21 protein-coding genes are annotated in these 26915 nt (G+C 59.6%); 15 read left to right on the plus strand and 6 right to left on the minus strand.

The genetic code is table 11. The annotated features are described in order from the left end of the window. The first annotated feature begins 101 nt into the window (after nucleotides 1-101). Genes QCE69_RS16720 through QCE69_RS16745 form a run of 6 tightly spaced genes read left to right on the plus strand, consistent with a single transcriptional unit; the run spans nucleotide 102 to nucleotide 10464 of the window. On the plus strand, nucleotides 102-1313 hold the full coding sequence (locus tag QCE69_RS16720) for an efflux RND transporter periplasmic adaptor subunit (RefSeq protein WP_309931944.1): 1212 nt from the start codon (nucleotides 102-104) through the stop codon (nucleotides 1311-1313). Further along, the gene (locus tag QCE69_RS16725; protein ID WP_309931945.1) at nucleotides 1310-4420 is read left to right on the plus strand and encodes an efflux RND transporter permease subunit; all 3111 of its coding nucleotides are present in this window, start codon (nucleotides 1310-1312) and stop codon (nucleotides 4418-4420) included. The genes QCE69_RS16720 and QCE69_RS16725 overlap by 4 nt, the downstream gene beginning before the upstream one ends. Beyond that, nucleotides 4417-7725, plus strand: coding sequence for an efflux RND transporter permease subunit (locus tag QCE69_RS16730; RefSeq protein ID WP_309931947.1), 3309 nt, complete (start codon nucleotides 4417-4419; stop codon nucleotides 7723-7725). The genes QCE69_RS16725 and QCE69_RS16730 overlap by 4 nt, the downstream gene beginning before the upstream one ends. After that, complete coding sequence (locus QCE69_RS16735; protein ID WP_309931949.1) at nucleotides 7722-9200, plus strand: efflux transporter outer membrane subunit; 1479 nt, start codon at nucleotides 7722-7724, stop codon at nucleotides 9198-9200. The genes QCE69_RS16730 and QCE69_RS16735 overlap by 4 nt, the downstream gene beginning before the upstream one ends. After that, nucleotides 9154-10197: an FAD-dependent monooxygenase gene (locus tag QCE69_RS16740; protein WP_309931951.1), complete on the plus strand. Its 1044-nt coding sequence runs from the start codon at nucleotides 9154-9156 to the stop codon at nucleotides 10195-10197. Before QCE69_RS16735 ends, QCE69_RS16740 begins: the two co-directional genes overlap by 47 nt. 45 nt (nucleotides 10198-10242) lie before the next feature. Beyond that, on the plus strand, nucleotides 10243-10464 hold the full coding sequence (locus QCE69_RS16745) for a hypothetical protein (protein ID WP_309931953.1): 222 nt from the start codon (nucleotides 10243-10245) through the stop codon (nucleotides 10462-10464). A gap of 169 nt (nucleotides 10465-10633) precedes the next feature. On the opposite strand, the gene QCE69_RS16750 is transcribed toward QCE69_RS16745, so the two are convergent. Further along, nucleotides 10634-12199 carry an ATP-binding protein gene (locus QCE69_RS16750; RefSeq protein WP_309931955.1) on the minus strand — a complete coding sequence of 522 codons (1566 nt, stop codon included), beginning with the start codon at nucleotides 12197-12199 and terminating at the stop codon, nucleotides 10634-10636. Then, nucleotides 12199-13005 (minus strand): alpha/beta hydrolase, encoded by an 807-nt coding sequence (locus QCE69_RS16755; RefSeq protein ID WP_309931956.1) that lies wholly within the window; start codon nucleotides 13003-13005, stop codon nucleotides 12199-12201. The genes QCE69_RS16750 and QCE69_RS16755 overlap by 1 nt, the downstream gene beginning before the upstream one ends. A 355-nt stretch (nucleotides 13006-13360) precedes the next feature. On the opposite strand from QCE69_RS16755, the gene QCE69_RS16760 reads away from it, so the two are divergent. Continuing rightward, nucleotides 13361-13753, plus strand: a complete 393-nt coding sequence (locus QCE69_RS16760) for a response regulator (protein WP_309927747.1) — start codon at nucleotides 13361-13363, stop codon at nucleotides 13751-13753. Nucleotides 13754-14012: 259 nt separating this feature from the next. On the opposite strand, the gene QCE69_RS16765 is transcribed toward QCE69_RS16760, so the two are convergent. Further along, nucleotides 14013-15062, minus strand: coding sequence for a putative zinc-binding metallopeptidase (locus QCE69_RS16765; protein ID WP_309931958.1), 1050 nt, complete (start codon nucleotides 15060-15062; stop codon nucleotides 14013-14015). 41 nt (nucleotides 15063-15103) lie between these two features. Next, nucleotides 15104-15913 carry a transglutaminase family protein gene (locus tag QCE69_RS16770; RefSeq protein WP_309927744.1) on the minus strand — a complete coding sequence of 270 codons (810 nt, stop codon included), beginning with the start codon at nucleotides 15911-15913 and terminating at the stop codon, nucleotides 15104-15106. A 442-nt stretch (nucleotides 15914-16355) separates the two neighbouring features. Between QCE69_RS16770 and QCE69_RS16775 the strand changes: the two genes are divergently transcribed. The 3 genes from QCE69_RS16775 (at nucleotide 16356) to QCE69_RS16785 (ending at nucleotide 19290) form a co-directional block, all read left to right on the plus strand. Next, the gene (locus tag QCE69_RS16775; RefSeq protein WP_309927741.1) at nucleotides 16356-16700 is read left to right on the plus strand and encodes a response regulator; all 345 of its coding nucleotides are present in this window, start codon (nucleotides 16356-16358) and stop codon (nucleotides 16698-16700) included. 365 nt (nucleotides 16701-17065) lie between these two features. Further along, entirely contained in the window at nucleotides 17066-17758 is a 693-nt protein-coding gene (locus QCE69_RS16780; RefSeq protein ID WP_309931960.1) for a tyrosine-type recombinase/integrase, read from the plus strand. A 155-nt stretch (nucleotides 17759-17913) separates the two neighbouring features. Beyond that, nucleotides 17914-19290 (plus strand): DUF308 domain-containing protein, encoded by a 1377-nt coding sequence (locus QCE69_RS16785; RefSeq protein ID WP_309931962.1) that lies wholly within the window; start codon nucleotides 17914-17916, stop codon nucleotides 19288-19290. A 790-nt stretch (nucleotides 19291-20080) separates the two neighbouring features. Here QCE69_RS16785 and QCE69_RS16790 read toward each other — a convergent pair. Continuing rightward, nucleotides 20081-20221, minus strand: a complete 141-nt coding sequence (locus QCE69_RS16790; protein ID WP_309931964.1) for a hypothetical protein — start codon at nucleotides 20219-20221, stop codon at nucleotides 20081-20083. 1403 nt (nucleotides 20222-21624) lie between these two features. Here QCE69_RS16790 and QCE69_RS16795 point away from each other — a divergent pair. The 3 genes from QCE69_RS16795 to QCE69_RS16805 all read left to right on the plus strand — a co-directional run bounded on the left by QCE69_RS16795 (nucleotide 21625) and on the right by QCE69_RS16805 (nucleotide 23110). Continuing rightward, nucleotides 21625-21828 (plus strand): cold-shock protein, encoded by a 204-nt coding sequence (locus QCE69_RS16795; protein ID WP_040048723.1) that lies wholly within the window; start codon nucleotides 21625-21627, stop codon nucleotides 21826-21828. Between the two features lie 537 nt (nucleotides 21829-22365). Further along, nucleotides 22366-22719, plus strand: a complete 354-nt coding sequence (locus QCE69_RS16800) for a hypothetical protein (RefSeq protein ID WP_309920486.1) — start codon at nucleotides 22366-22368, stop codon at nucleotides 22717-22719. A gap of 82 nt (nucleotides 22720-22801) precedes the next feature. Then, nucleotides 22802-23110, plus strand: coding sequence for a hypothetical protein (locus QCE69_RS16805; protein ID WP_309931966.1), 309 nt, complete (start codon nucleotides 22802-22804; stop codon nucleotides 23108-23110). Nucleotides 23111-23592: 482 nt separating this feature from the next. Here QCE69_RS16805 and QCE69_RS16810 read toward each other — a convergent pair whose 3' ends face one another. Beyond that, complete coding sequence (locus QCE69_RS16810; protein WP_309931968.1) at nucleotides 23593-24600, minus strand: serine protease; 1008 nt, start codon at nucleotides 24598-24600, stop codon at nucleotides 23593-23595. 1191 nt (nucleotides 24601-25791) lie between these two features. Between QCE69_RS16810 and QCE69_RS16815 the strand changes: the two genes are divergently transcribed. Then, entirely contained in the window at nucleotides 25792-26031 is a 240-nt protein-coding gene (locus QCE69_RS16815; protein ID WP_309920492.1) for a hypothetical protein, read from the plus strand. A 389-nt stretch (nucleotides 26032-26420) separates the two neighbouring features. Continuing rightward, nucleotides 26421-26861 carry a DUF4174 domain-containing protein gene (locus QCE69_RS16820; protein ID WP_309920495.1) on the plus strand — a complete coding sequence of 147 codons (441 nt, stop codon included), beginning with the start codon at nucleotides 26421-26423 and terminating at the stop codon, nucleotides 26859-26861. The last annotated feature ends 54 nt before the right edge of the window (nucleotides 26862-26915 follow it).

Consider the following 26915-nt stretch of genomic DNA (forward strand, 5'->3'; position numbering starts at 1 on the left):
ACCGAGGAGATCAACATGCTCAGAGGCGTTTCATCTTCAATCGCGTGCCTGAGTCGAAACGCGCCTTTGCACGTCAGCACACACCTCGCAAGGGTTCGGGCATGAGCGCCACCGGCGGGACGAACGACACGCCGCCCGCGCGCCGCAAACGGCACGGCTTGCGCTATGTGCTGTTGCTCATCGTAGTCATCGTGGCGGTGCTCGTGACACTGCACGTGATCAGGCGCAAGCCGGCGTTGCGCGGCGCTCAGGCACAGGTCGTGACGGTGGCCACGGTCGTGCAGGGCGACATGCCCGAAACGCTCAACGCGCTCGGCACGGTGACGCCCGTCGCCACGGTGACCGTGTTGCCGCAACTGTCCGGCTATCTCACCGAGGTGGGGTACAAGGAAGGGCAGGACGTCGTTAAAGGGCAGTTCCTCGCGCAGATCGATCCGCGCCAGTACGAGATCGACAAGCAACAGGCCGAAGCGCAACTCGCCAAGGATCGCGCGGCGCTGGCACAGGCCCGTGCCGATCTCGCCCGCTACACGCAGCTCAACGCGCAGAAGTCGATTGCCGAGCAAACCTTCGCCGATCAGCAGTTCACCGTGCAACAGGACGCCGCCGCCGTGCAGGCCGATCTCGCCAACATCAGGCAGTTCGACCTGGACCTGGTGTATTGCCGCATCGTCGCGCCGGTGTCGGGGCGTATGGGATTGCGGCTCGTCGATCCGGGCAACTACGTGACGGCATCGAGCAGTCCGGGCATCGCCGTCATCACGACCATTGCGCCGACCACCGTGGAGTTCGCCGTGCCGCAGGATTCGCTCGGCGGCATCCTGCAGCGCTTCGGGCAGGGGGCGAAGCTGCCGGTAAATGCCTACAGCAGCGACAACACCCGGCTGCTCGGAACCGGCACGCTGTACGCGATCAGCAATCAGATCGTCACCAGCACCGGCACCGTGACCTTGCGGGCGGATTTTCCGAACGCGGACAAGGTGCTGTTCCCGAACGAATTCGTGAACGTGAAATTGCTGATCGACACGCTGCACGGCGCGTTGCTCGTACCGACTGCCGCCGTGCAGAGCGGCGCGCCGGGCAACTTCGTGTATCGCGTGAACGCGAACGGCACCGTCTCGGTGAACAAGATCGGGATCGGTACGAGCGACGGCGTGCATACCGTCGTCACGTCCGGGCTCGCGGCGGGGGCGACGGTGGTGACCGACGGCATGGACCGTCTGAGCGATGGCGCGAAGATCCGCGTATCGGGAGCAGGGCGCGCGGCGAGTGCGTCCGCGCCGGGATCCGCCTCGCAGCCGCACGCGTCATGAACCTGTCCCGTCCCTTCATTCTGCGGCCCGTCGCGACCTCCTTGCTGATGATCGCGATGGTGCTGGTCGGGTTCGTCGCGATGCATTTCCTGCCGATCTCGTCGCTGCCCGATGTCGATTACCCGACCATCCAGGTGCAGACCTTCTATCCCGGTGCGAGCCCCGACGTGATGGCCACCACCGTGACCGCGCCGCTCGAAGTGCAGCTCGGCGAGATTCCCGGCGTGCAGCAGATGATTTCGTATAGCTCGGAAGGCGCGTCGGTCATCACGTTGCAGTTCGACCTTGCGCTGAGCCTCGACGTCGCTGAGCAGGACGTGCAGCAGGCCATCAACGCGGCCAGCAGCTATCTGCCGACCGGCCTGCCCGCGCCGCCGACCTATGCGAAAGTGAATCCGGCAGACCAGCCGATCATGACGCTTGCCATCACCTCGAAGTCGATGTCGCTCACCCAGTTGCAGGACGTGGCGAACAACCGCCTCGGCACCAAGATCTCGGAAGTGCCGGGCGTCGGCCTCGTCACGGCGGCAGGCGGCAACGTGCCCGCCGTGCGCGTGGAGGCTGATCCCCAGAAGCTCGCCGCCTATGACCTCAACATCGACGATCTGCGCACGTTGCTCGCGAACGTCAACGTGAGTCAGCCGAAGGGCAATTTCGACGGCCCCGAACTCGACTACACGGTCAATTCCAACGATCAGATCACCGATCCGCAGGATTACATGGACACGGTGATCGCCTATCAGAACGGCTCGCCCGTCTATCTGCGCGATGTGGCGCGCGCGAGCGCGGGTGCGCAGGACATCGAGCGCGGCGCATGGAGCGGCCGCACGCCCGCCATCGTACTGAACGTGCAGCGTCAGCCGGGTGCGAACGTCATCGCGACCGTCGACCAGATTCGCAAGCAGCTTCCCATTCTCGAATCCACCTTGCCCGCCGGCATGCAGGTGAAGGTGATCGCGGACAGCACGGGCGTGATCCGCGCGTCGGTGCACGACGCTGCGTGGGAGCTCGTGCTCGCGGTCGTGCTGGTGGTGGCGGTGATCTTCGTGTTCCTGCGCAACCTGCCCGCGACCATCGTGCCGAGCATCTCGGTGCCGGTGTCGCTGGTCGGCACGCTCGCGATCATGTATGAGCTGCACTATTCGATCGACAACCTCTCGTTGATGGCGCTCATCATCGCGACGGGTTTCGTGGTGGACGATTCGATCGTGATGATCGAGAACGTCGTGCGCTACCTCGAAGAAGGCATGAAACCGCTCGACGCGGCGCTCGCGGGCGCGGGGCAGATCGGCTTCACGATTCTCTCGCTGACGCTTTCGCTGATCGCCGTGCTCATTCCGCTGCTGTTCATGGGCGGCGTGATAGGCAGGCTGTTCAGCGAGTTCGCGGTGACGCTCGCCGTGACCATCGTGATCTCGGCGCTGGTGTCGCTGACGGTCGTGCCGATGATGTGCGCGCGCATCCTGCGTGCGCAGACCGAGCGCAAACCGAGCCGCTTCGAACGCGTGAGCGAGCACCTGTTCGAACGCACGCAACGCGCATACGAGCGCGGTCTCGTGTGGGTGCTCGAACACCAGATGCTGACCATGCTGATCTTTGCCATCACGCTGGTGCTCACCGCCGTGCTGTACATCGCGATACCGAAGGGCCTGTTCCCGACCCAGGATGTCGGCGTGATCGAAGGCATCAGCGTGGCGGACAAATCGGTGTCGTACGCGGCCATGTCGGCGCGTCAGCAGGCGCTTGCGGATGCCGTGCTGAAGGACCCGGATGTCGTATCGCTGACGTCGTATATCGGTATCGACGGCACGAATGCGACGCTCAACAACGGACGCTTCCTCATCAATCTGCGCGCGCACGATGCACGCAGCGCAAGCGCGGAGGAGATCGCCCGGCGGCTCACGGAAGAAACCGCGAACGTGCCGGGCATCAGGCTCTATGTACAGCCCGAGCAGGACCTGACGCTCGACACGTCCATCTCGCCCAACGCGTACAAGCTTACGTTGCGCGGTCCGAGCCAGCAGGTGTTGCAGCAATACGTTCCCGCGCTCGTCACGAAGATGAAGGCGCTGCACGGCCTGACCGATGTCACCAGCGACCTGGACAACTCCGGCGCCGGCATCCAGGTGGAGGTGAACCGGCAACTCGCGGCGCGTTACGGCATCACGCCCGCGACCATCGACAACGCGCTCTACGACGCGCTCGGCCAGCGCATCGTGTCGACCATCTTCGAGCAGTCGGACCAGCACCGCGTCATTCTGGTGGCGAAACCTGAATCGATCTCCACCGTTCAATCCCTCGGCGATCTCTATTTGCCCACGCAAACGGGCGCGACCGGACAGGTGCCGCTGCGCCAGATCGCGACGCTCAAGGTCACGAGGACGCCGCTCGTCATCAGCCGGCTGGCGCAGTTTCCGGTCGCGACCGTGTCGTTCAATCTCGCGCCGGGCGCGTCGCTGTCCACCGCGGTGCGGCAGATTCGCGAGGCACAGGCATCGCTCGCGTTGCCGGCGTCGATCAGCGTCGCGTTCCAAGGCGCGGCGCAGGCCTTCGAGGATTCGCTGTCGAGTGAAATCTATCTGCTCGCGGCGGCGTTGATCGCAGTATATATCGTGCTCGGCGTGCTCTATGAAAGCTTCGTGCATCCGGTGACGATTCTCTCGACCTTGCCTTCGGCGGGCATCGGCGCATTGCTCGCGCTGATGATCGCGGGCAGCGATCTGGATGTCATCGGCATTATCGGCATCGTGCTGCTGATCGGCATCGTGAAGAAGAACGCCATCATGATGGTGGACTTCGCGCTGGAAGCCGAACGCGAACACGGCAAGCCGCCGCGCGAGGCGATTTTCGAGGCATCGCTGCTGCGCCTGCGCCCCATTCTGATGACGACCTTTGCCGCGATGCTCGGCGCCCTGCCGATGCTGGTTGGCACCGGCACGGGCTCCGAGTTGCGCCGTCCGCTCGGACTCGCGATCATCGGCGGTCTGACGGTGAGTCAGGTGTTGACGCTGTTCACGACGCCCGTCATCTATCTGTTGTTCGACCGTATCGCGCAGCGTGTGCGAGCCGCGCGCGCATCGGGCACGGCGAGCGGGGGCGCGCCGTGAACCCGTCGGCGCTCTTCATCCGGCGACCCGTCGCAACGACGCTGCTCGCCATCGCCATCGCGCTATCCGGCTTGCTGGCGGTGTTTCGTCTGCCGGTCGGCCCGCTGCCGAACACCGCCTTTCCGGTGATCGTCGTGCAGGCGATGATGGCGGGCGCGAGTCCCGAGACGATGGCCTCGACCGTTGCCGAACCACTGGAAAGAAGGCTCGGCACCATTGCCGAAGTGAACGAACTGACCTCGATCAACTCCGTCGGCAGTTCGCTGATCGTGATCCAGTTCGGGCTCTCGCGCGACATCAACGGCGCGGCGCGCGACGTCGAAGCGGCGATCCAGGCCGCGCGCGCCGACTTGCCGACCACGCTGCGCAGCAATCCGACCTATCGCCAGTACAACCCGGCGGAGGCGCCGCTCGCGGTGCTGGCGCTCACGTCCGACACGCTCACCACCGCGCAGCTCTACGATTCAGCGGATTCCGTCATCCAGCAGCAGTTGTCGCAAATCAGCGGCGTCGGCCAGATTACCGTCGGCGGCGGCGCGCTGCCCGCGGTGCGCGTCGAATTGCAGCCGGGCAAGCTCAACAGCTACGGCATCGGACTGGAAGACGTGCGCGCGTCGTTGTCCGCCGCCAATGCCGACAGCGCGAAAGGGCATATCGATACGAACGGCCAGCGCTACGAAGTGCTGTCCAACGATCAGATCTCGAAGGCGGCGCCGTATCGCGATCTCGTCATCGCCTATCGCAAGGACGCGCCGGTCATGCTGCGCGATGTCGCCGACGTGGTCGATTCGAACGAAAGCATCCGCAACGCGGGTCTGTACAACGGCAAGGCAGCCGTGCTCGTCATCGTGTTTCCGCGTCCGGGGGGCAATGTCGTGCGCACCGTGGGGCAGATTCGCGCGGTGCTGCCGTCCATCGAAGCGACCTTGCCGGGCGATGTGAAGGTGCATGTCGCCGTGGATCACTCGCAATCAGTGCGCGCATCGGTGGGCGACACGGGGCGCACGCTGTTCATCGCGGTGCTGCTGGTGGTGGGCGTGGTGTTCGTGTTCCTGCGCTCGCCGCGGTCGGCGCTCATTCCGGCCGTGGCGCTGCCGCTGTCGATCGTCGGCACGTTCGGTCCGATGTACCTGCTCGGCTACAGCATCGACAATCTCTCGCTGATGGCGCTCACGATCGGCACCGGCTTCGTCGTCGACGATGCCGTGGTCGTGCTCGAAAACGTGATGCGCCATATCGAGGCCGGCATGCCGCCGCACGAAGCCGCATTGCGGGGCAGCCGCGAAGTGGCGTTCACCGTGGTGTCGATGAGCCTGTCGCTGATCGCCGTGTTCCTGCCGATCCTGCTGATGCCCGGCATCGTCGGACTGCTGTTCCACGAGTTCGCGGTGACGCTGTCGATCGCCATCGTCATCTCGCTGGTGGTGTCGCTCACGATCACGCCCGCGATGTGTGCGTACGTGCTCAGGCGGTCGCCCGGGCACGAACAGAGGCCGCGCTGGATCGACACGCTGTTCGAGCGCGCCTTGCAGGCCTATTCGCGCTCGCTCACGGCGGTGCTCGAGCACGCGCTGCTGGTGGTGCTGATCCTGATCGGCCTGATCGTCGCCAACGTCGCGCTGTTCCGTTACGTGCCGTCCACCTTCTTTCCCGAGCAGGACAACGGCACGCTGATGGGGCAGATCATCGCGGACCAGAGCATCTCCTTTCCGGCGATGAAGCAAAAACTTGCGCAATTGCAGGCGATCGTGCAGAAGGACCCGGCGGTGCTCTCCGTCGCGGGCTTCACGGGCGGCCGGGCGCTGAATACGGCGATGGTGTTCATCGCGCTCAAACCGCTGAACCAGCGGCATGCGTCCGCGCAGCAAGTGGTCAACCGCTTGCGGCCGAAGCTGGAGGCAGTGCCGGGTGCGCGGCTGTTTTTGCAGGCGCAGCAGGACTTGCGCATCGGCGGACGGCAGTCGGCGGCGGAGTACCAGTACACGCTCACCGCCGACGACGCCGATCAGCTCTTCAAATGGACGCCGAAGCTCGTCACGGCGCTCGGCAAGTATCGCGCGCAACTGGTGGACGTGAACTCGGACCTGCAACAGAACGGCCTGCAAACGATGGTGCAGGTGCAGCGCGCGACCGCCAAGCGCTACGGCTTCGATCCGAATCAGGTGGATAACGTGCTGTACGACGCGCTCGGCCAGCGCACGGTGTCCACCATCTACAACGCGCTGAACCAGTATGCGGTCGTGATGGAAGTGGCGCCGCCGTACTGGCAGTATCCGCAGGAGCTGGACCGCCTGTATCTGTCGACGGCAGCGGGCAACGCGAACGGCACCGCGCAGACGCAGATGATGAAAAGCACGGTGAGCGGCGTAACGGCCGCGTCCGCCGTCGCGGTAACGGGGAGCGCATCGTCGTCCGGCAATACGAACAACGCCGATGCCGAGGCCAACGCCACCACCAACAGCATTTCCAATTCGAAGGGCGGCACGTCGAGCGGCAGTGCGGACAGCACGGCCGCTGAAACCATGGTGCCGCTCACCGCGCTCGCCAGTTTCTCGACGAGCCATACCGCCACGCAGGTCAACCATCAGGGCGGGCAGGTGGCCGCGACCCTGTCGTTCAACTTGCCGCCGAAGGGCTCGCTGTCGTCGGCGGGGCAGGCGATCGCGCAGGCGAGCGCGGAAATCGGCATGCCCGCGTCCATTCACGGCGGGTTCGCGGGCGCGGCACAGGCGTATTCGCAATCGATGGGCGCGGTGCCGCTGCTCATCGCCGCAGCGCTCGGCGTGGTGTATCTCGTGCTCGGCGTGCTCTACGAGAACACGGTGCATCCCATCACGATCCTCTCGACGCTGCCTTCGGCCGGAATCGGCGCGACGCTCGCGTTGCTGATCTTCGGCACGCCGTTCTCCGTCATCGCGATGATCGGCATGATTCTGCTGATCGGCATCGTGAAGAAGAACGGCATCATGATGGTGGATGTCGCGATTCATCTTCAGCGTCATGAAGGCCATGACGCCGCACGCGCCATTCACGATGCAGCGGTCGTGCGGCTGCGCCCGATCCTGATGACCACGCTCGCCGCCGTGCTTGGCGCGGTGCCGCTCGCGATCGGCATCGGGCAGGGCGCGTCGCTGCGTCAGCCGCTCGGCGTGACGGTCATCGGCGGGCTGATCCTGAGCCAGGTCTTCACGCTCTACACGACGCCGGTGATCTATCTCTATCTGGACCGGCTGCGTGCGCGGCTCGCGGGATGGTCCGCGCGGCTGCCGTGGAACCGGCGCCGCGAGTCCGAGGCTGCATCATGAACCCCCTTCGCAATGTCTGGACGCTTCTGTTCGCCGCGCTCATGACCGGTTGCACGGTCGGCCCCGACTATCATCGTCCACCCGTGCCGGTGCCCGCGACGTGGAAGGAACTCGACGGCTGGACCGCCGCGCATCCCGATGCCGCGGCGCTGTCCAAAGGCGACTGGTGGACCGCCTTCCATGATCCGCTGCTGGACGAGCTGGAACCGCAGGTGGCCGTGTCGAATCAGACCGTGCGGCAGAGTCTCGCGAACTATCAGGAAGCGCTCGCGGACGTGCGGCTCGCGCGCGCGTCGCTGTTTCCGACGCTCGGCGTGACAGGGTCCGGCACGCGCGAGCGCGCGAGCACGAGTGCGAACACTGCGGCATTCGGCAATCGCAGAACGGTGAACAACGCGGCGTCGCTCGAAGGCGATATCAGTTGGGCGCCGGACTTGTGGGGCGAAGTGCGCCGTTCGATCGAACAAAGCGCGGCCACGGCGCAGGCAAGCCAGGCGACGCTTGCCAACGCGACGCTCGCGGAACAGGTGGCGCTCGCGCAGGCAGTGATCGATTTGCGTGTCGCGGATGCCAATATCGACCTGTTTCAGCGGACTGTGCAGGCGTACACGGAATCGCTGCGGGTCACGCAGAACCAGTCGGATGCGGGCACCATCGCGCCGTCGGATCTCATCACGGCACGTACGCAACTGGAAACGGCGCAGTCGAGCCTGATCGCGCTGGGCGTTTCGCGCGCGAAGTACGAGCATGCGATCGCCGTGCTCGTCGGTCGCAATCCGGAAGCGCTCGACGTCGCGCACGGCGCGGCGTTGCCCGCGTTGCCCGCGTTGCCCGAGATTCCCGCCGGCGTGCCGTCGACGCTGCTCGAGCGCCGTCCGGATATCGCCGTGGCCGAGCGCCAGATGGCCGCGCAGAACGCCGCCATCGGCGTGGCGGTGGCGGCGTACTATCCGACCATTTCGCTATCGGGGCTGGCGGGGTTGTCGAGTTCGCCGCTCGCGGGCCTGTTCAACATCGCCAGCTATGTGTGGTCGCTGGGCGGCAGCGCGAGCGAGACGATCTTCGACGGCGGCGCGCGCGGTGCGCGGGTGGACGCGGCGAGAGCGGTCTACGATTCGGCCGTGGCGAACTATCGCGGTACGGTGCTGGGCGCGTTCCAGAACGTCGAGGACGATCTGTCCGGCTTGCGGATCCTCGCGCAGCAGCAGAGCGCGATCGATCTCGCGGTGCAGGACGCGCGTCATGGCGCCCAAGTCGCGTTGAACGAGTATCAGGCGGGCACGGTGGACTATACGACCGTCGCCACGGCGCAGGCGACGCAATTGACCAGCGAGGAAACAGCCCTCGGCGTGACGGAAACACGGCTCATTGATACGGCGGCGCTGTTCGGAGATCTGGGGGGTGGATGGTCGATAAGCGAGCTGTGCGATGCGCGCAGGGTGTCGTGTGGCGGGGCGACAGATAAGGGGCAGTGAGTTGCGGAGGATGGGAAATGGGAAACCCGGCATCTGGCAACTCATCAAGGCTCGTCGTCTTGTAAAGCGGCTAGAATCGCCGGCAAGACCGACAGCGAGGAGATTTGCGATGACTCGAAACGTTCTGATTTCAGGCGCCGGCGTCGCTGGCCTGGCGGCTGCCTTCTGGCTGGACCGTGCCGGGTACGATGTGACGCTCGTGGAGCGTTCCGGCGAGTTCCGGCGCGGCGGTCAGGCTGTCGATATTCGCGGCGTCGCGCTGGATGTCGTGCAAGCGATGGGCTTGCTCGACGATGCAAGGGCGTTGCGCACGCAGCTCAAAGGCGTGTCGATGTTCGATGCCGATGGAAACGAGATACATCGGACGGAAGAACGCACTTACAGCGCGGGCCGTCTCGACAGCACCGACATCGAAATCTTTCGCGACGATCTTTGCGAATTGCTGATGAACGCATTGAGCGCGAAGGTCGAGTTCCTTTATGGCGACAGTATTGGTTCAATCTCCCCGCGTGAGGACAGTGTCAGCGTCGCGTTTGAAAGCGGTTCCGACAGATCGTTCGACCTCTTGATCGGTGCGGACGGGATCTACTCGAATGTTCGCAAGCAGGTGTTCAACAACGAGGCGGCATCTGTGTTTCCGCTGGGTGTGGTTCTCGCGCTGTTCTCGACGCCCAACTTCATCGCGCTCGACGACTGGCAGATCGGACATCGCGTCGCCGATTTTGGGTACATCATCTATCCGAGCCGCGACAAGCGCGAATTGCGCATCGGGGCGGGCTTCGCTGCGCCTGAGCCGCCGTTGTCCCGCAACGATGTCGAAGGGCAGAAGCGCATCGTGTCCGAGAGCTGCGCGCATCTGAAAGGCGAGTTTCCCCGCTTCATCGATGCAATGAAGAGCACGGATCAGTTTTACTACAACGAGCTCGCGCAGATTCACATGCCTGCGTGGTCGAAGAGCCGTGTCGTGCTGGTCGGCGATGCGGCGCATTGTGCATAGCCGTTTTCAGGGTAGGGCACGAGCCTGGCGCTCGTCGGCGCGTTCGTGCTCGTGCATCAGCTCGTGCGCAACGGGTCGGATTTTGCGGCGGCGTTTGCGGCCTATGAGAATCGGATGCGTCCGTATGTCGATCTGAACCAGGCGCTCGTTGATCCGGAGCGCGAGGGGCCGGTGCCGGACGAGCAACTGGATGCGGCGAAGAATGGAATCGATTTGACCGGGCTGCTCGGGGGAGCGATCGGAAGGGATAAATCCATCAATCCATAGGCTGCTCTATTCTGATTTCTGCCGTTGCACTGCTAGCGGTTCGACCGGCGGCAAAGGATCAAGTTGCGCTGCCCGCAGCGGGCTGTATCCGGCCATGAACAGTCAGTCGCGGTTTCAACGGGCCCGTCGTTTAAACGGCGCATCCAACCATCAAACCGGCCATTCGTTGCTAGGCGGCAAGAAATTGGCACAACACGCTGTAATCAACCGGCTTCGAAAGGTGCAGATCAAAGCCCGCGTCAAGCGCCATATCCCGATCCTGTTGCTGAGCTCGGCCGGTCAGCGCGATGAGTTTGGTTTCCCGGGTTTTTTCACGTTGACGTAGCACTTGCGCAACTTCATACCCGTTCATTCCGGGCAAGCCGATATCCAGAATGACCGTGTCCGCCCGGAATTCGACCTGGATGCGCAACGCATCCTTTCCGTCGCCCACCGTTCGTGTTTCATGGCCGTCCATTTCAAGCAGCATGGAAAGGCTCGCGGCTGCATCCGGATTATCGTCCACAATCAAGATTCGCTGCGTGCGGTGTGGGGAGGGTGTCTCCTGCTGACGCCGGTCAGGTGCAAAATCGGGAGAGCCCACATCCACGCCAATCACTGGGATGTGTACGGCGAACTCGCTGCCAAGCCCCTTTCCTTCGCTTTGGGCCGATACCGTTCCGCCATGGCGTTCAACAAGTGCTTTTACGAGTGCGAGACCAATTCCCAATCCACCCTGAGAGCGTGATTCACCCTGAGGTAGCTGCGCGTAGAGGCCAAAGATTGATAGAAGGTCCTGTTCACCGATCCCGATGCCGTTATCGCGGACCATAATGACGGCATCGTCTTCCTGCTGTTTGACGCTGAACCAGATGACGCCACCATGCGGCGTGTATTTCGCTGCATTGCTCAGCAGATTTTGCATTACCTGCGAGAGCCGCGTCGGGTCACCTTGCACAAGAAGCGGAGCGCTTTGAATGTCTACATTCACCGTATGTGCGGATGCCTTGATCAGGGACTGGGAGGATTCGAGTGCCTGTCGGGCGACGGAAACTACATCAACCGCCACGTCCCGCATCTGGAGCTTTCCTTCTCCAATGCGTGAGACTTCAAGCAGGTCATCCATCAGGTGCGTGATATGGCCGACCTGCCTGCCGATAACGCCACGCGCCCAGGTGATTTGGGGGTCGCTGAACTCCTTGCGTTCCAGAACGTCGGCCACTGCCCGAAGCGTCGCGAGGGGATTGCGGATCTCGTGTGCGAGGGTCGCGAGAAACTCATCCTTGTGACGGTCGGCGATCTGTAGCGCCATCTCCGATGAGGATGCGACCTTGAGCGCCAGTTCTGCCTTTTGTCGTTCGTCCAGCAACTCCTGCTCGTAAGAATGTCTTTCGTCCATCACCATACAGGCCAGATGGTCGTAGTCAACGTCACCATGCGGGCGCCGTGCAGCATTGACAAGCATGCGTATTTTGCGGCCGTCCCTGTGGCGCAGCTCCAGCTTGACCTCGGCAACTGACCCTTGCAGTTGGAGCAGCGGTGACCAGTGCGTCTGGTGAAAAATGCGTCCACCCATTGTCAGCAGGTCAGCGAACCGCTTGTGACCCACGATCTCGTCTGGCTGCATGCCAATCCAGCGACAGAACGTCCCGTTCGCCCTGACAATCCTGCCTTGGGTCGTCGTGACCAAGAGCCCACAGCCCGCGTTCTCGAAAATTTCATCTGCCGTTGGACCCAACCCCGCGACGCCCGTCATCACATTTCCTGCTGCTTTAGAAAGGCATTCATCGCGTTTACGCAGTCAGCAGGAACACTCATGTGCGGACAATGGCCAACATTATTCACGACCGTCAATGTGCTTTCGCGCATCCTGTCATGCATGAATTCGCCTACGCCAACTGGAGCAAGAAGATCGTCGTCTGACTGGATGATAAGGGTGGGCGTCGTAACGTACTGAAGATCCGACCGGTGATCTGACAGGAATGTGACGCGCGCGAAGTGACGCGCGATGGCGGGGTCCGTCCGGCAGAAACTGTTCGTCAGCTCCTCGGAGAGATAGGGCTGATCGGGCGCGCCCATGATCACCGGCGCCATTTTGCTCGACCAGCCAAGGTAATTGTTGTCGAGGGATTCCAGGAGTTCCTCGATGTCGATCCGCTCGAAACCACCGACGTAACGTGTGTCGTTGATGAATGACGGCGAAGGCGCAATCATCAGGTTTGCAGCGAACCGGTCCGGACTTTCGTTCGCCGCAAGTAGCGCGATGATGGCACTCACCGAGTGTCCAACGTGCACGACAGGTTGGTCAGAGCAGGCGTCGATAACCTCAATCAAATCTGACGCGTAACCGTCAAGCGATTCGTAACGTGCCTCATTCCAGGCAGATAGGTCCGAATGGCCGGCGCCGACCAGATCAAAAAGCACAACACGGAAATGGTCCCGGAACGCGGGAACAATGCTTCGCCACATGGTCTGATCGCAACCAAATCCGTGAGCAAAGACCATTGTGGCTCGGCCACTACCAGTGATCTGGATATTGTTGCGCTTGACAATAGGGTGCATGCGGATGCTCGGGCCCCTCATGAGCCGCGTTCGCGGCAGGTAGCGGCACATTGCCAAAAGGTGGCTTGGTCCTCTAATCCGCCACGGCCGAGGTGAAACACGCGGAAGTAGCTCTGCAACTTTAACAGACTGGTCCCATATGACAGACAGCTTACGCAGGCAAATATCTTGACCAAGGCAAAGTATGCCGGGCTGCCCAGAGTGCCCTCGATGTAGCGCCAGGCTAATCTCGGATTACCTAGCGCACAAAAAAATAACAAATGCTACCTAGGATCGAAAGTTGCTCCACAATGCGGAACGGCACAGCCCTTGGGTGGGTATGGACAATACCGTCCGCCACTGATTGGGCAACAACTTGAATCTCCACAACGGTTCTACGGCCCCTCTCATCCTTCTGGTGGATGACGCGGTCGATCTGCTCGATGTCTGGGCAATACTTCTGAAAGAATCGGGTTTCCGGGTTCTGACAGCTTCCAATGGCTTTGCCGGGCTGACACTGGCAAAAGAAAGTCTTCCCAATCTTGTGCTGACTGACTACATGATGCCCGGCCTCGATGGGTTGGCAATGTGCCGGGCGCTCAGGCAAGACAGCCGGTTTGCAACCGTCCCTTTTATCATGTGGACTGCGGCGATGACCGTTCCATCCGGTGCTCAGATCGACCAGCTGCTGTACAAGCCCGTGAGTGTCGACGCCTTGACGTCCGGAATTATCGACCTGCTGAACCGGCGAGGCGTCGCAGCGATTTAAGCGGGGCTGCTGAGGGGACGAGTAACTATTATTACTGTTCGCAAAACTATGGATTTGAGACCAAATGACTTAAATGGCCGACCAGCAATCGCTCGACCGCTCGAACCAGGGCGGCGATAATCTCCTCCGCCGGGGAGCGGTTGCCATGCAGGTTTGAAACAAACTGCGAAGATGTTGCCTCCGCAGGCGCAGTATGCTTGGGCAATCGCGTCCACTTCTTTCGTGCAGGCAGTAGCGAACGCCTTTGCCGTGAGCGACGTCAACCAGCTGTATCGATCACATAGTGGACGAACTCAAGTTTTTTCACGGCTGCGGGAGCCAGCGTGAATGGATAGGGATCCGGCATTCCCAAGCTTCGATTCAAGCTATTCATCGCGTACGTTAAAGGACACCATTGCTCAATCAGAGATTCGAAAGAAGGCAAACGAGAAGCCGGGCGATCGATTGAATAGGGCGCAGTAAGATCACGGGACTCGATTTTAATTCCGCATGCGCTGGCCGTGCCTACCGTGTCGACCATATGTAAATAATGGGACCATGTTTCGGCCCAATCCTCCCATGGATGCATGGTGGCGTAGGCACTGACGTATGCCTTTCCCCAATCCGCAGGCGCGCCATTATGATAGTGAAAATCGAGCGCGTCGCCATAATCCTTGCGTTCGTCACCGAACAAAGTGCGAAAGGACCTTAGATGCTCTGTGCCAGCCACGAGCCGATCAAAGTAATAGTGTCCAATTTCGTGCCTGAAATGTCCCAACAGGGTGCGATAGGGTTCACCCAAAGCGATACGCACGCGTTCCCGCCGCAAATCGTCTGCCTCGGCGATATTCATGGTGATAAGACCATCTTTATGGCCGGTCGTCACAATTGTGTTAGCACGACTTTCGCGAAACTCGAATTGCAGACCTGTCGCAGGATTCTGTTGTCTTGTCTCCACCCTCAACTGCAAAACGGAAAGTGTGTAAAGCAGTCGACGTTTGGCCGCCTCCAGCCTTGACCAATAATGCTTTCGTCGTGGTGCTCGGAGATTCGGAATGATGGAGGTCAGGCGGCATGATTCACAGTATCGATCGTCGGACGCTGAGGGGACCATCCAGTTGCAAACATGCTCGATCGCATAGTTATGGCATGGCCTATAGAACATATCGTCGGCCGAATTGTGGGCCTTCCAGCGATTTGTGCCTTCGTCGGTGAACGCACTCATTTCACCGGTTTCGGAGATGAATCCGAGTGCGCTGCCGCAGCGTTCGCACTGCACGTGTTCGAAAAAGATCGGGTGTGCGCACGCTGTACAGTGGAAGATTCTCATGGCTGCCCTACAGGTGCACCGAGACGAGATGTGAACATCCTTCACTCATGTTTTTCACAGATCACTTTGAATCCAATAAGGTCGGCGGCTCCAAATGTCATGCTGATTGGCACGTCTGCTGCGTCGCGGCCCCGGGCCATGAGCACCCGGCCTGTGCGTGGGGCGTTGTTACGGGGATCGAAGATCTGCCAAGTTCCACCCAAATAGGCTTCAAACCACGCACAAAAATCCTGGTCCGCGTGGGGCGGCGGCAGATTGACGTCGCTAATGTAGCCTGTGCAGTATCGCGCGGGGATATTCAAGGCGCGGCACAGTGCGATGGCCAGATGAGCATAGTCCCGACATACGCCGATTTTTTCGTTGAAAGTTTCGAACGCCGTACGGGTCGGCCTGGCTGATGAGTAATCGAATCTAACGTGATCATGCACGTAGTCGCAAACGGCAAGGACTCGGGCGCGACCTGGAGCCACGCCGCTGAACAGAGTCCACGCGAAATTCGAAAGCAGATCCGTCTCGCAGTAGCGACTACCCAGAAGAAACTGAAGGGCATCGGGAGGCAGAGACTCCACCGAATGTTCGCTACCGTCTACAGGGTGCGTTTCGACCGTATCTGGCAAGTCGAGCACGCCTTCAGTTGCGACAACAAGCGAGCCTCCAGCGGGCGTGACGATGCGCGTGCACAGATTTCCGAACGCATCGTAATAGTGAGTGAACGACAGCGGCGGATCGAACCATATGCGATCCGCTTCCAGCATACATTCCGCTACCGAGGGATGGGTATTCATCATCAGAATGGCGGGTGTCGCTTGCGTACACGCATAGGTCAACTGGAAGCCAACACGAAGTTTCATGAAACCATGCTCCTGGCGATCGGAAGTGATCCCTCAGTGCTTCAGGGTCGAGAAATTAGTTCTATGGGAGGCGCGTGTCGGACCTTCGCACACGTCAATGCAACTGCCGTACCCACCTGGAAGACAACCGGGCACGGACGCTTGTTGAATGGAATAAAAACGCAAACGCCTATGAAAATAGGCGGTAAGCACTTGCGTGAAGCAGGAACCCGGAAGAAACCTCTGGCACCTTGAGACCGTCCAAACACGAACATGAGCACAAAATGTGCGGGTATGGACCGTGCGACATGCCTACATGCGTCGAGACGTTGGACCAAACATGGCGGACGCGCGTCGAGCCAAGGCGAAAACATTGAAATTTTGCTTCCATCAGCTATCGAAATCGTGCCATAGCAGCAGCTACCACGAGGGCAGGCCGAGGGGATCATTGTGTGAGGGACTCATGTTATTCCTGTTCATTGAGGATGATCTCGACTCTGCGGAGGCATTTGCGGCGCTCGCTAATTCTCTCGGTCACCGATCCCATCTTGCTCACGAGGGAGGAGTCGGCTTGCGGCTGGCTGCAGCCACCCGATACGATGCAATCTTCATGGACATCGGTCTGCCGGATATCGATGGCCTGACGCTGTGCAAATACATTCGCTCCGCTGGAAACTCAACGCATGCCTGCATCGTGGCCGTAACGGGCAAGACTCATCTCGAAGAAGAGCAAATGGGAGACTTCGACGGATACGTCACTAAGCCAATGACCGAATTGGGCTTGACCCGCATTATCCAAGCCTGTTGACCTCGCGAAACTAGCACCTAAGTAACAAGCCGGAAAACGTCTCGTGAGGCATGCGGCGAATCGCGGAAACTTCTCAAAAGGCTTTAGCGGCAACGGCACTGGCGAAGCTCGACGATTTCCGTGTGAGGGCTGATTACAGAGAAAAAAATGTCTCAATGCGCATCGTCCAGGTTCCGTCGCCGTAATCGCTCTCAGCCGTGCTTGATCTGTGCTATCCCGTCGCATGGCTCGCCGAATGACCGATATCTCTTGTGACCGGTTATGTCCATGTCGCCCGATCGAATGCCTGTTCGGGGTCGGAAGCGACCGCTGGCGTGAGCGGAAGGTTGATCTCCCTTCATTGAAGAATTGAAGAGGAGGTTGCCATGGAAGCGCTTGATTGTTCGCCCGCTCGTCGGGTGCCGTGGAATAAGGGGAGGCTGACCGGACAGACGCCTCCATTGAAGCTTCGTGAGATCTGGGCGATTCGGACAAGACTGCAGATGTCATCCAACGTTCGCGAGTTGGCGATGTTCAACCTTGCGATCGACAGTAAGCTTCGAGCGTGCGATATGACGCGCTTGCAAGTGCAGGACGTCTCCATGGAAGGTCATGTCGTAGCTCGCGCGACTTTCATGCAGCAGAAAACGCATCGACCGGTTCAGTTAGAAATAACGGAGCAGACTCGTCAAAGTGTTTCGGCTTGGATTTGTGCTCGAGGATTGAAGCCTGCCGATTATTTGTTTCCAAGTCGGCTGCATGCCTCAGCGCATGTGTCGACGCGTCAGTATGCGCGCATCGTTCATCGTTGGATCGCGTCGATCGGACTTGACGACAGCGCATACGGTACGTACACAATGCGACGAACAAAAGCTTCGTTGATCCATCGCCGCACCAAGAACCTGCGCGCGGTCCAATTGCTATTGGGCCACACAAAAATCGAGAGCACGGTGCGGTACCTTGGGATCGAGGTAGACGACGCACTTGAGATGGCTGAGCAAACGGAAGTCCAGCTTCCGTGGCCAACGAGCGTGCGCTTGTCGGCCACGCGCGGTCAGCCACTAGCAAAGGAGAAATGATTTGCAGGGGTCTGATATTCTTCGAGAACGGTCATGCGAGAGCTAGCCTGTCGCATGAACCATAGGTTGCGAGGAAAGGGCGAGCTACAACTGACGAGCACCTGGCGCGCGTTTTTTCCGACTCCAGAAGGACATCTGCATGGAGAAAGCCCTTCATGTTTCGACTGGTATTGCTGGTTTTGGGCGTCAATCTGATCCGAAAACGTTGGCTGGTCTTCCTCGTGCTCGGCGTGATCTGGATTCTGGTCGGGATAGGCTTGTTCATCGACGCTCTCGACAATGCCCTTTCGTTCCCTTTCGCACCTCTCGCCTGGTTTCTGTTGGTCGATGGCTTCATTGCAATGGCAGCTGCGTCAGTCGGCGTTGGAGGGCAGCGCATCCTTCGTTTTGTACGAGGAGCTGCAGTGCTGCTAGCAGCCGTCCTCATTTTTGCGGGGCATCATCATGGCCATTTTATCCTCGCGATGATCTTCGGCACATTCTTTCTAGCGGATGGAGTGTTGCAATGCACTTCCGCGTGGGTAGTTCGTCATCGCCGATGGCGCGCCGCATTCGCGTGGGGAACACTGGAAGTGCTATTTGCGATCTCGGTTTATCAGCCCTATCCAACCCACTACTACGGAACAGTGCCGTGGTGTCTCGCTGCGCTTTTCGTCTTTATTGGAGGAAACACCTTGCTCGTTGGCGCACGCGTGCGAAACATGGTGCGCAATCCGGCCTTCGCGACTTCGAACAAGTCCATGTTACGTCCAGCGGCGGTGCCAACGACAGTCATGCCGGTTTTCAGCCAAACAGAATGGGATGGCCCACCGCTTGATGGCGAGACCGCACTCACGGTGCATGTTTGGACGCCAACGGGCTCATCCAAAGGTAAGCCTCAGAACTATCCTTTGATCGATCGTTATATTGCAGCAATTGACGAAAACGGAGTGATCTCGACCGGTCATGCAGCCTTGGAGACACCAGAAGGCGTCTATGTGAGTCTTTATCCTGCCGCAGAAATTGACCGGTCGCCCGATGAATTTTCACGGCTGCTACGAGCAACTCCCGACAACAATGTTCCAGGTGTATTTCAGCCAAGTTACCCGTACGAATCGAAAGCGTGGTGTCCATCGACGACGCAGGTTCGCATTCGCAATTACGACCCTGCAAGCCTGCAAGCGTTTTGGGATCACTACCGGCAGAATACGACATATAACCTTACTCATCGCAACTGTTCGAGTTCGGTGGCGTACGCGCTTGAGGCCGCACTTAATGGTGCTGTCGGGCGTCTATATGGCAACAGAGCGGGTTGGGGCGCCTTCGTGCGGCTATTTTTTACGCCGGAACTCTGGGTCGCTGCCCAGATTCGCAAGCGCGCCCTAACTATGGCGTGGACACCAGGGCTCGTTCTCGATTACGCCAGGGCGCTGAGCATGCTGGCTGACCCTCGGCCGTTCTGGTGGCGCAAGATTTTGCGCCGTGCATGGAGGATGCACTCACATGCTGAGAACTCGGGAAGCGATTCCAAGCGATCCGATGGCGGTTTGTGAGACTGGTTACCGGGTGCACGCCTGTGAATCGGTGGATGTGAATGAGAGACTTTTTACATCCGAAACCGCCGTTGCGGTTGCCTTGTTGTTTTAGACTGGCAGGCAGATCTAAGAGAACGAGGGCCATCGTATCGGACAAAGGTCGGCCCATCAAACCGTTTGACGAGCGATGCATGCGGACATTCGAAGGTCCCCTCGGGACGAGGCAGTCACCTGGCGCAGGCCAACACGGTCCAGTTGTATCGCACTGGCGCCATGAGCAACGCGTCGCATTGCTGACGTTTGAGAACAGATAGTCGAATGTCTCAAAAGGTCGGCGCGCGAACATCTTTTATCTGAGGGCTCGCCCACTTCTCACTTTAGTTGGTAGGTTCGAGGGCCCTGTCACGTGGCATGACCATGGAAAATAAGTTTCCGACTCATCAGACTCTGCTTCAATCGCACCCCGATGGGCTTCAACGATCTCACCGCTATGTACAGACCGAGTCAAAGATTCTCAGATTGGTCACTTGAATTGCTGTTCTGCCCTCTGAAAAGCGGTTCGAAGATACTGGTAAGAATCATTCCCTGGATAGCAGGCCCACTATTGCCAACTTGAATCGGCAGCTAACTGAACGATAGTAAAGCCGGATCGGGCTCGAAGCAGCGCGCGAGTTTGCGCGGCCGTCTCGCCAGCCTCGGCAAGTGCCGTCCCCTTGCCAATCGAATGACTGGTTCTCTCTCGGACCTGCCAAATTACAGCGCTCAACGATACAGGACGCGGGAATGCAGAACGGCAGATCAGCCCGGTTCAAGAAGCCCTCTCCAACGAGCGAATCGGTTTTTTCCGCGTCGACACGCCAACACCGATCGTGATCTTTCTTTTAATGCTGTCACGCCAGCGCTGCAACGTCTCTTTGCTATCCGCCATATAGCTTCCATCTTCATCCATACGGCTCTCGGGCAAGGGCGATCAGGACGGCGACCATAAGGTGATCCTTTGCGGAGCGACTTAAAGCATGCTCCAAACGTTGCACGATCAATTCCGCGATGACGGTAATCCTGGTTGCGCCCCGATGGCCGAATTTTCCTGCGCGAGCGGTGTTGAGGGCATTCGTGTCTAGTGTCATTCATGTCTCGACCGGCACGACGTCAGGGCGACGATGTGCGTGGCGCCTTCTGACCCGCCGTGACAGGCGCCGTCTCGGACATTGCAGCAGTAATCACTCGCCCCTCGTACCGGGGGCGCATAATGAGCTACGTGCATGCTCAAGGAGGTTTGATGAATGCGAATGAAAAAGGTGCCGTGCACCGTGGGCTTCGAGGCTTTACGCACTTGATCGAAGAAATGGGCGCGCGTCGCTCGAAGCAAAAGCGCGCGAAGCGGTGCGGACACTCCGATCCGTCGCCGGTGTCAAAGGTTGTCGTGAGCGGAGCAGTAAAATAAGTGCGCTACCGTCGAGTGCCTAGGCGATGACCAGCCTGTGGAGCCTGTGACGTGTCGCACGACTCCGGCATCGAGCGTGTTCTGTGCCAGCGAGCGGTGGCGAGAAGCATTAGGGGCCATCTAAGTGTTCGTGTGGGACACGACCGACGTGGAATTGCGTGTCGCAGCCGCAGTCCTAGCGCTCATTGTCCCAATGGCAGCCCATCTGCTTGGCTTTGTGGAATGCCACCGAAACAAGCGAGACCAAAGCTGCGGTGGGCATTGGCAGGTGCCTCGCATCACGTTTTCAACTGGCGTTGCTGAGAGGCCTGCTGTCCCACGGCTCTCAGCGTGTGGGAGTGCGACGCTGGCGCGGCAACTACTAAACGGTGCATCAATGATAGCGATGACGGTCACTATGTTGGTCCTTGGTGCATGGCTCATCTTTTATCTTGCTGACAAGAACAATAACGACAGCATTCCGCGGAAAACATGGGAACGCGAACCTGGAGATTCGCACGAAGACCGCTAGGAGACGCCTAAGCGGCTCAACGTGTTGAGTGGTCAACCCGTCAATCGTGCGAGGTACAACCATCATGCCGTTCGGCAGGACGATTGCCACGACAGCACGTGCGTCGGCGTTGCGGCTTGGGGCTGCAACGGCTCACGGCCGACTTCCGCATGTCAAGAGCCGATCGATATTCGAGTCGTCATCAGGGCGCAATTAGCCGCCCCAGTTCCACTGAGAATCGTCTAGAAAAGCATTGACAAGGCCATGCCACCACTATATTGTGAAAAATGAAATATTCAAGAAGCTCGATTGCTGATCACCATTATCCGCGTCGTCGGCGCGGTACTCGCTATCCTCTCTTCTTCCTTGAAGTTTTTGTCGCTCCGAACGCGAGCTCTTATTTTTTCAAGGAATTCTAATGGATACCGGTACAGTCAAGTGGTTCAACGATAGCAAGGGCTTTGGTTTCATCACCCCTGATGCGGGTGGGGACGATCTGTTTGCTCACTTCTCGGAAGTTAAAGGCGACGGCTTCAAGACGCTCGCGGAGAATCAAAAAGTAAGCTACGAGACAAAGCGCGGTCCGAAAGGCATGCAAGCCGCGAATATCTCACCGCTGTAACGCAGTTCAAGGGCCGGTCTACCGGCCCTTTTCTGTCGCTACAGTCGACACCCGCGCGTCACAATTTGCGCGATCGCATCGGCGCGCTTTAGTGGAACCTCTTTGTCCGATGCGTCTGACCATATAGTCAGCTCGTCCTGCCAGTCATCTCTCCCCGGAAATCGGGGGTCGACTACCGGTGATAGGATCGCCGGATCATAGCTGTTTGCCGGCAAGGTGACGCGCAGTACTACTGCGGTCTGCCATAAGTCGATATACGCGACCGTTTCAGCGGCTGAACAGAGCCAGCGCCAGCCCACATGTGATCGCTAGCGATCATGGGAGCGTGGCTATGAGCGGATTCGCGGCAGTCTGCGATCTCATTAACGATTGCCCTTTCGGCATTCAAGGATTAAAGCCGAGCGACTCCCGCAAAGCGTGCGATAGCGCTGCGTTTAGAACGTCTGTATTCCTGGCGACTGCGTGATCGGTGTTACCACCGTTGCAGCGCGCTGAATGATCCCCCAACCTATCGCAGGCACAGGCCCCGGAGGGCAAATGTATCCTCTACTGGAGTTTCTTTCGACACTTCCGCAGTTCCACGCAGATCGTGCTCGAAGCGAAGTGGTGCACATTGGCACCGGGTGCATTTTGTCGAGTAGGGACAGTTACGGGCCCGATGTAGATCCAGTACTTCTCGCGCGGTGGCCGGGGCAACCGCTAGGCGATGCCCGCACCATTGACGGGCTCGATGCTGTGAACTTCTATATGCGTCAAGCGCGTAGCATGGGCGCCGAGGTCGGCCTGCTGAACCGAGCGATCGGTGTACTCGATCGATCGATGGGCGGTGAGACGCTTTTTTCGAAATCGATCTACGTTTCGCCGGCGCGTGCGACCGACGACGGCAGTTGAGGACCGGCGCTATCGATGTCACATGCGTCGCTTGGGCTGACGCCCCGTGGCAGTCACTACACTGGACATCCGTGATAGGCCCATGCAGCGAAGCCCGTACGAAGGCGTGCGAGAAGTGGGCGCGGACAGTCCAGCATATTTCAAGCAACTCGCGGCTATGCTCGTCGAGTACGGACGTACCCTGGGGATTGACATGGCGACAGAAGAAAACGTACTTGCTACCTTTGAGCAGTTCAACGCTGAGGGAAGAGACTACGTGACGTTGAATGACGCGTGCAACGGACTCGCGCAGTGGCTGGCGTCGGCCTGGGATCGTCTGGAGGAAGGAGACGCCCAAGTTCTGATGGCCGTCGGTGCCACGTTGTGGCGAGAGGGCTATTCCCAGAGGTAGTTTCTGTAGTTGTTCGGCAGTTGCCGACGTCGGCAGGGTGCACCATTTCACGAAAATGCAGGAGGCTCGGGCTGCGGCATGCCATCTCGACGGGGCGCATGTCCGTAGCATCCTGCGTTTGCGTTCAGACAGGATGAGTTCCGTGAACGAGTGGACCTTCTCGGTCGCAACCGATTAGTGATTCAGTGACGTGCCCAACTCGTAAGCAGGCAATCTGCTGAGTACGCCGTGCGCCTGGCTATGGTTTGATCCGGTGGCAGCTTAACGACCACCACGAGGGCAAGGCCTGGCCCGCGGATGCCCATGGCGAAATCGGGCCCTTCCGCAAGCCTCTGACGGCCCTGTCTCGGCCCTCCTGCAGCTTTTTCAAAGCAGCGCCGCCTCGGAAGGCCGGTAAGTTTGTGCGTCCGTCGTCATGGCAAGGTGGACCGCTCAGCGCTGTTGTCGGAAGGTAGCTGCCGGCGCCGGGAGAAACGACTGCCTCAGTGTTCCGTGAGCGTCATCAAAATGTCGGCGTACCATGCGCTGTTGAGGCCGAGCGTCTCGTCGACTTGGAGGTCGCGACTGCCCATGTCAATGGTGGATGAGTGAACGCCAAGAAGCGTCCATGGCAAGCTCTCACCCATCGCCGACTGTTCTTTTAACGGCTTGCTCATCACCACAGGTGCGCCGCTTGTCCCTCGATGCGTTCGCGCATCCGTAATGAAGCATCCCTTACCCTGAAAGCGAAGACCGAACGCCGATGCAACGACGCCTTGTCTCACGACGGGAAGATGGTGGAGCGAGTCGTGAAAGCCGAGCGGAAACCCCACGATGAGAACCGAGGCGCCTATCGGCATGGCATCGCCAGACTTGGGCAGATGCTCAGGCGTGAACGCGTTGAAGACGGCACTTGATGGCAGCCTAGCTTTGTGAATTTCCAGCACCGCGACATCGATCGAGCCGCCGTCGTCGGAGCCTTGTCGCCACGCTGCGACGCCTTCTGAAAACAGTGGCATCGAAAACCACGTCGACGCACCGAGATTATCTCGATCGACGTGAAGCTCTATGTCCAGGCGATCGGGGAAGTGCTTGCTAGGTTCGTCGTTGACCACATGACGGCTTGTGACGAGAAAGAGGCGCTCGTCACGGGCAAAGAAGAAGCCGCTTGCATTGGTGAGATGCTGTGCGCTGGCGAAGGTCCTCACACGAGCCGCCGTGAGAAGCAAGTCATCTGCAGTAGGTCGATGCAGTGCGGGGACGTCTGCCGGTACAGTCGAGCAGGCGCTTGCGAGCGGCAAGGCAAGTCGGCTGATCAGTCGAAGCAGCGCATCTTGCTGCGGCGTTGCGCCGTCGGTGCAAAGAAAGGCCGACAGGGACAAATCTGATGAGCGTCCCCCCGAAGCGGTGCTGGGAACGTGCCGAACGACGGGATGACCGTTGGCTGCGGCAACCAACAACCACCTATCGCCATTCGGGCTAACGTACAGTTCGACAAGGTTAGCGTTCATAGAGAGGCCTGTGCAACGGATGAAGCTCCGAGGGCGAGCTTGTCGAGATAATTGAATGCAGGACCGAGTGGACTGAGAGGCGACGTTAAAGCCCACGCAAAGCCGCCTTGTCAATCCTTTTTGCTGCGCATCGAGGAGGGCATCGACTGCCGCTTGCCCGGCGCTCTCTGCAATGAGATAGGCCCAGCGACGAGTAAAAGGACCCTAATGAATCTGGATGCGGTGGCCGGCGCGACCAAGCACGCCAGGATTGGAGCTGCCTTTGATTGGAAACGTCACGTCATACATGTCTTCGGCTGACACCGCCCCGCGGACGTGGCGAAGCCGCGGAATGGAATGATCCGGTACATAGGCGCTCCATTGGGACAGACAGGCGCCGCTTCGACTGACGGAGAATGCTTAAGTATAGCCCGTGAATCGCTGTATAACGCGCTTCCTTCTAACATCAGCCAAAGTTGTGCGCTCAAAGTAAGCTATACAAAGGGAAGCGGGTAGGATGGGACGTGCCGGCTGGACCGAGTGCCGCTTTGTGTTCCAGCAGTGCTTCGACGAACTTACCGAAGTCCATCATGCAAAGCTGCTTTGCACACCGTCTTCTTTGGCGCCTGAGCGGCTCGAGGGCTCACTCATGCCAGTCAATTTCCGCTTATATCGTGGGCTGGAAATTTATCCGCTCGTCTTTCCACGCCAGCCGGATCATGTCCGGTCACGGTCACAACGATGAGGACGGATTCGATGCCGCCGTGTGCATTAAAGAGCCGGAAGCGGAAGACGGTCAGTCGCGGAGTTGCGTGTTCAGGCTGCCTGCCCAAAGCGGGTATCAGAGCGCGGGCGATGCAGAGCGCGCTTGCACGGCATAAGCACAGGAAGCGATCGACACTTGCCCAAAGAGCCGCGCGTTTTTCGGCGAGCAACCGAACGATCGCGTGCGGGAAGAGAGCAGCGACCCAGCGGGATGCAACGACCCAAGCGCTCCCGCCCTTCAAACAGGTCGATAGAACAGTTGAAGATCGTGCAAACGAGTTTGTTCCAAGAAGCATTCACTCAATCGGTAATTGCGGTCCTGAAGGTTCCGGCATGTAGATAGTTGAGGACGCGTGGTGGCGCATGCATGACGACCTATCCAAAAGGTTGCGGAGACCGTCCGATGCTGACTCATGTTAGTCTCCGAAGACGAAAAGGGAGGCTTTCATGCACCGAACGATCGCATACCGCGGCTTCGAGATTCAGATCGAACTGACTTCGGCTGCTGACGAGAACACCTTTGACGTGACCTTTCAGATAAGAGGCGCCACGAACCTCGAAGTGCTCGGTGCGCGGGGAAGCCGCATCCCGTTGCGCAACGGACCTTTTACTGAGCGTTGGGCCTATCTGGTGGCCGAAATTGCCGGCCAAGCCGCAATCGACGTGTTACTCGGTCCCGTCGATTGACTGCATGTTTGTTTCCCGACCCACTACACTCAGTAATTGTTCACGGACGGCACCTGGCCGGTTTCAGGGGTAAGGTTGGATTGACGATCACCCGCGTACGGAAACGAACATCGTTCGGCCCCGATTCTAAATCGGCAAGAAAGCGCCCTTTCAAGATTCCGCTCAGCTGCTGCCCGGCACGGCCTATATGCATACGAACGGCGGCAGCGTCTCGACCGCGACCGGAATCGGGCGAGACCAGCGCCGACTATCCCCGTCCAAGCGCACAGACGTCTCAAGACACTCATCAAGCCCCAACCGAAGCCAACGGGTAGAGGTATGCTGAATATAAAGACCCGGTGCGCCATGTCGTATCCGGTCTCCTTGAACTCTGTCTGAGGGGCTGGCCAATGAACCGGTATCTGGTACTTGCAGGCATCATGGGAACGATGCTGATGGGAATGACCACAATCTCGAAGGCCGGGGGAAGCACAGCACCCTCTGTCGAACAGTACTCATGGCAGAAGCGTTTGCTCATCATCTTCGCCGGGAATGCCGATTCTGCGGCACTGTCGAAACAGCGCGCGACCATCGAGGGAAGCAAGGGCTTTCCGGAGCGCGATCTCCTGGTGATCGAAGTGATCGGGAATGACGTGCAAGGCGTCGGCGATTCCGCCAGCGCTCTACGTCAACGATACGGAGTCAAGGCCGGCACGTTTCGCGTGCTTCTCGTCGGCAAGGACGGCGGCGTGAAACTGGACTCGCACGAGCCGATCGAATCCCGTGAGTTGTTCAAGACCATCGACGCCATGCCGATGCGCAAGCAGGAGGCAGCAGGCCGCGGGACGTAGTCAACTTCAGCTGGAGCACGCCACCCCACGCGCCGCGCCTCCGGATCCTCTCGT

The sequence above is a fragment of the Caballeronia sp. LZ032 genome (assembly GCF_031451315.1).
Lineage (GTDB): Bacteria > Pseudomonadota > Gammaproteobacteria > Burkholderiales > Burkholderiaceae > Caballeronia.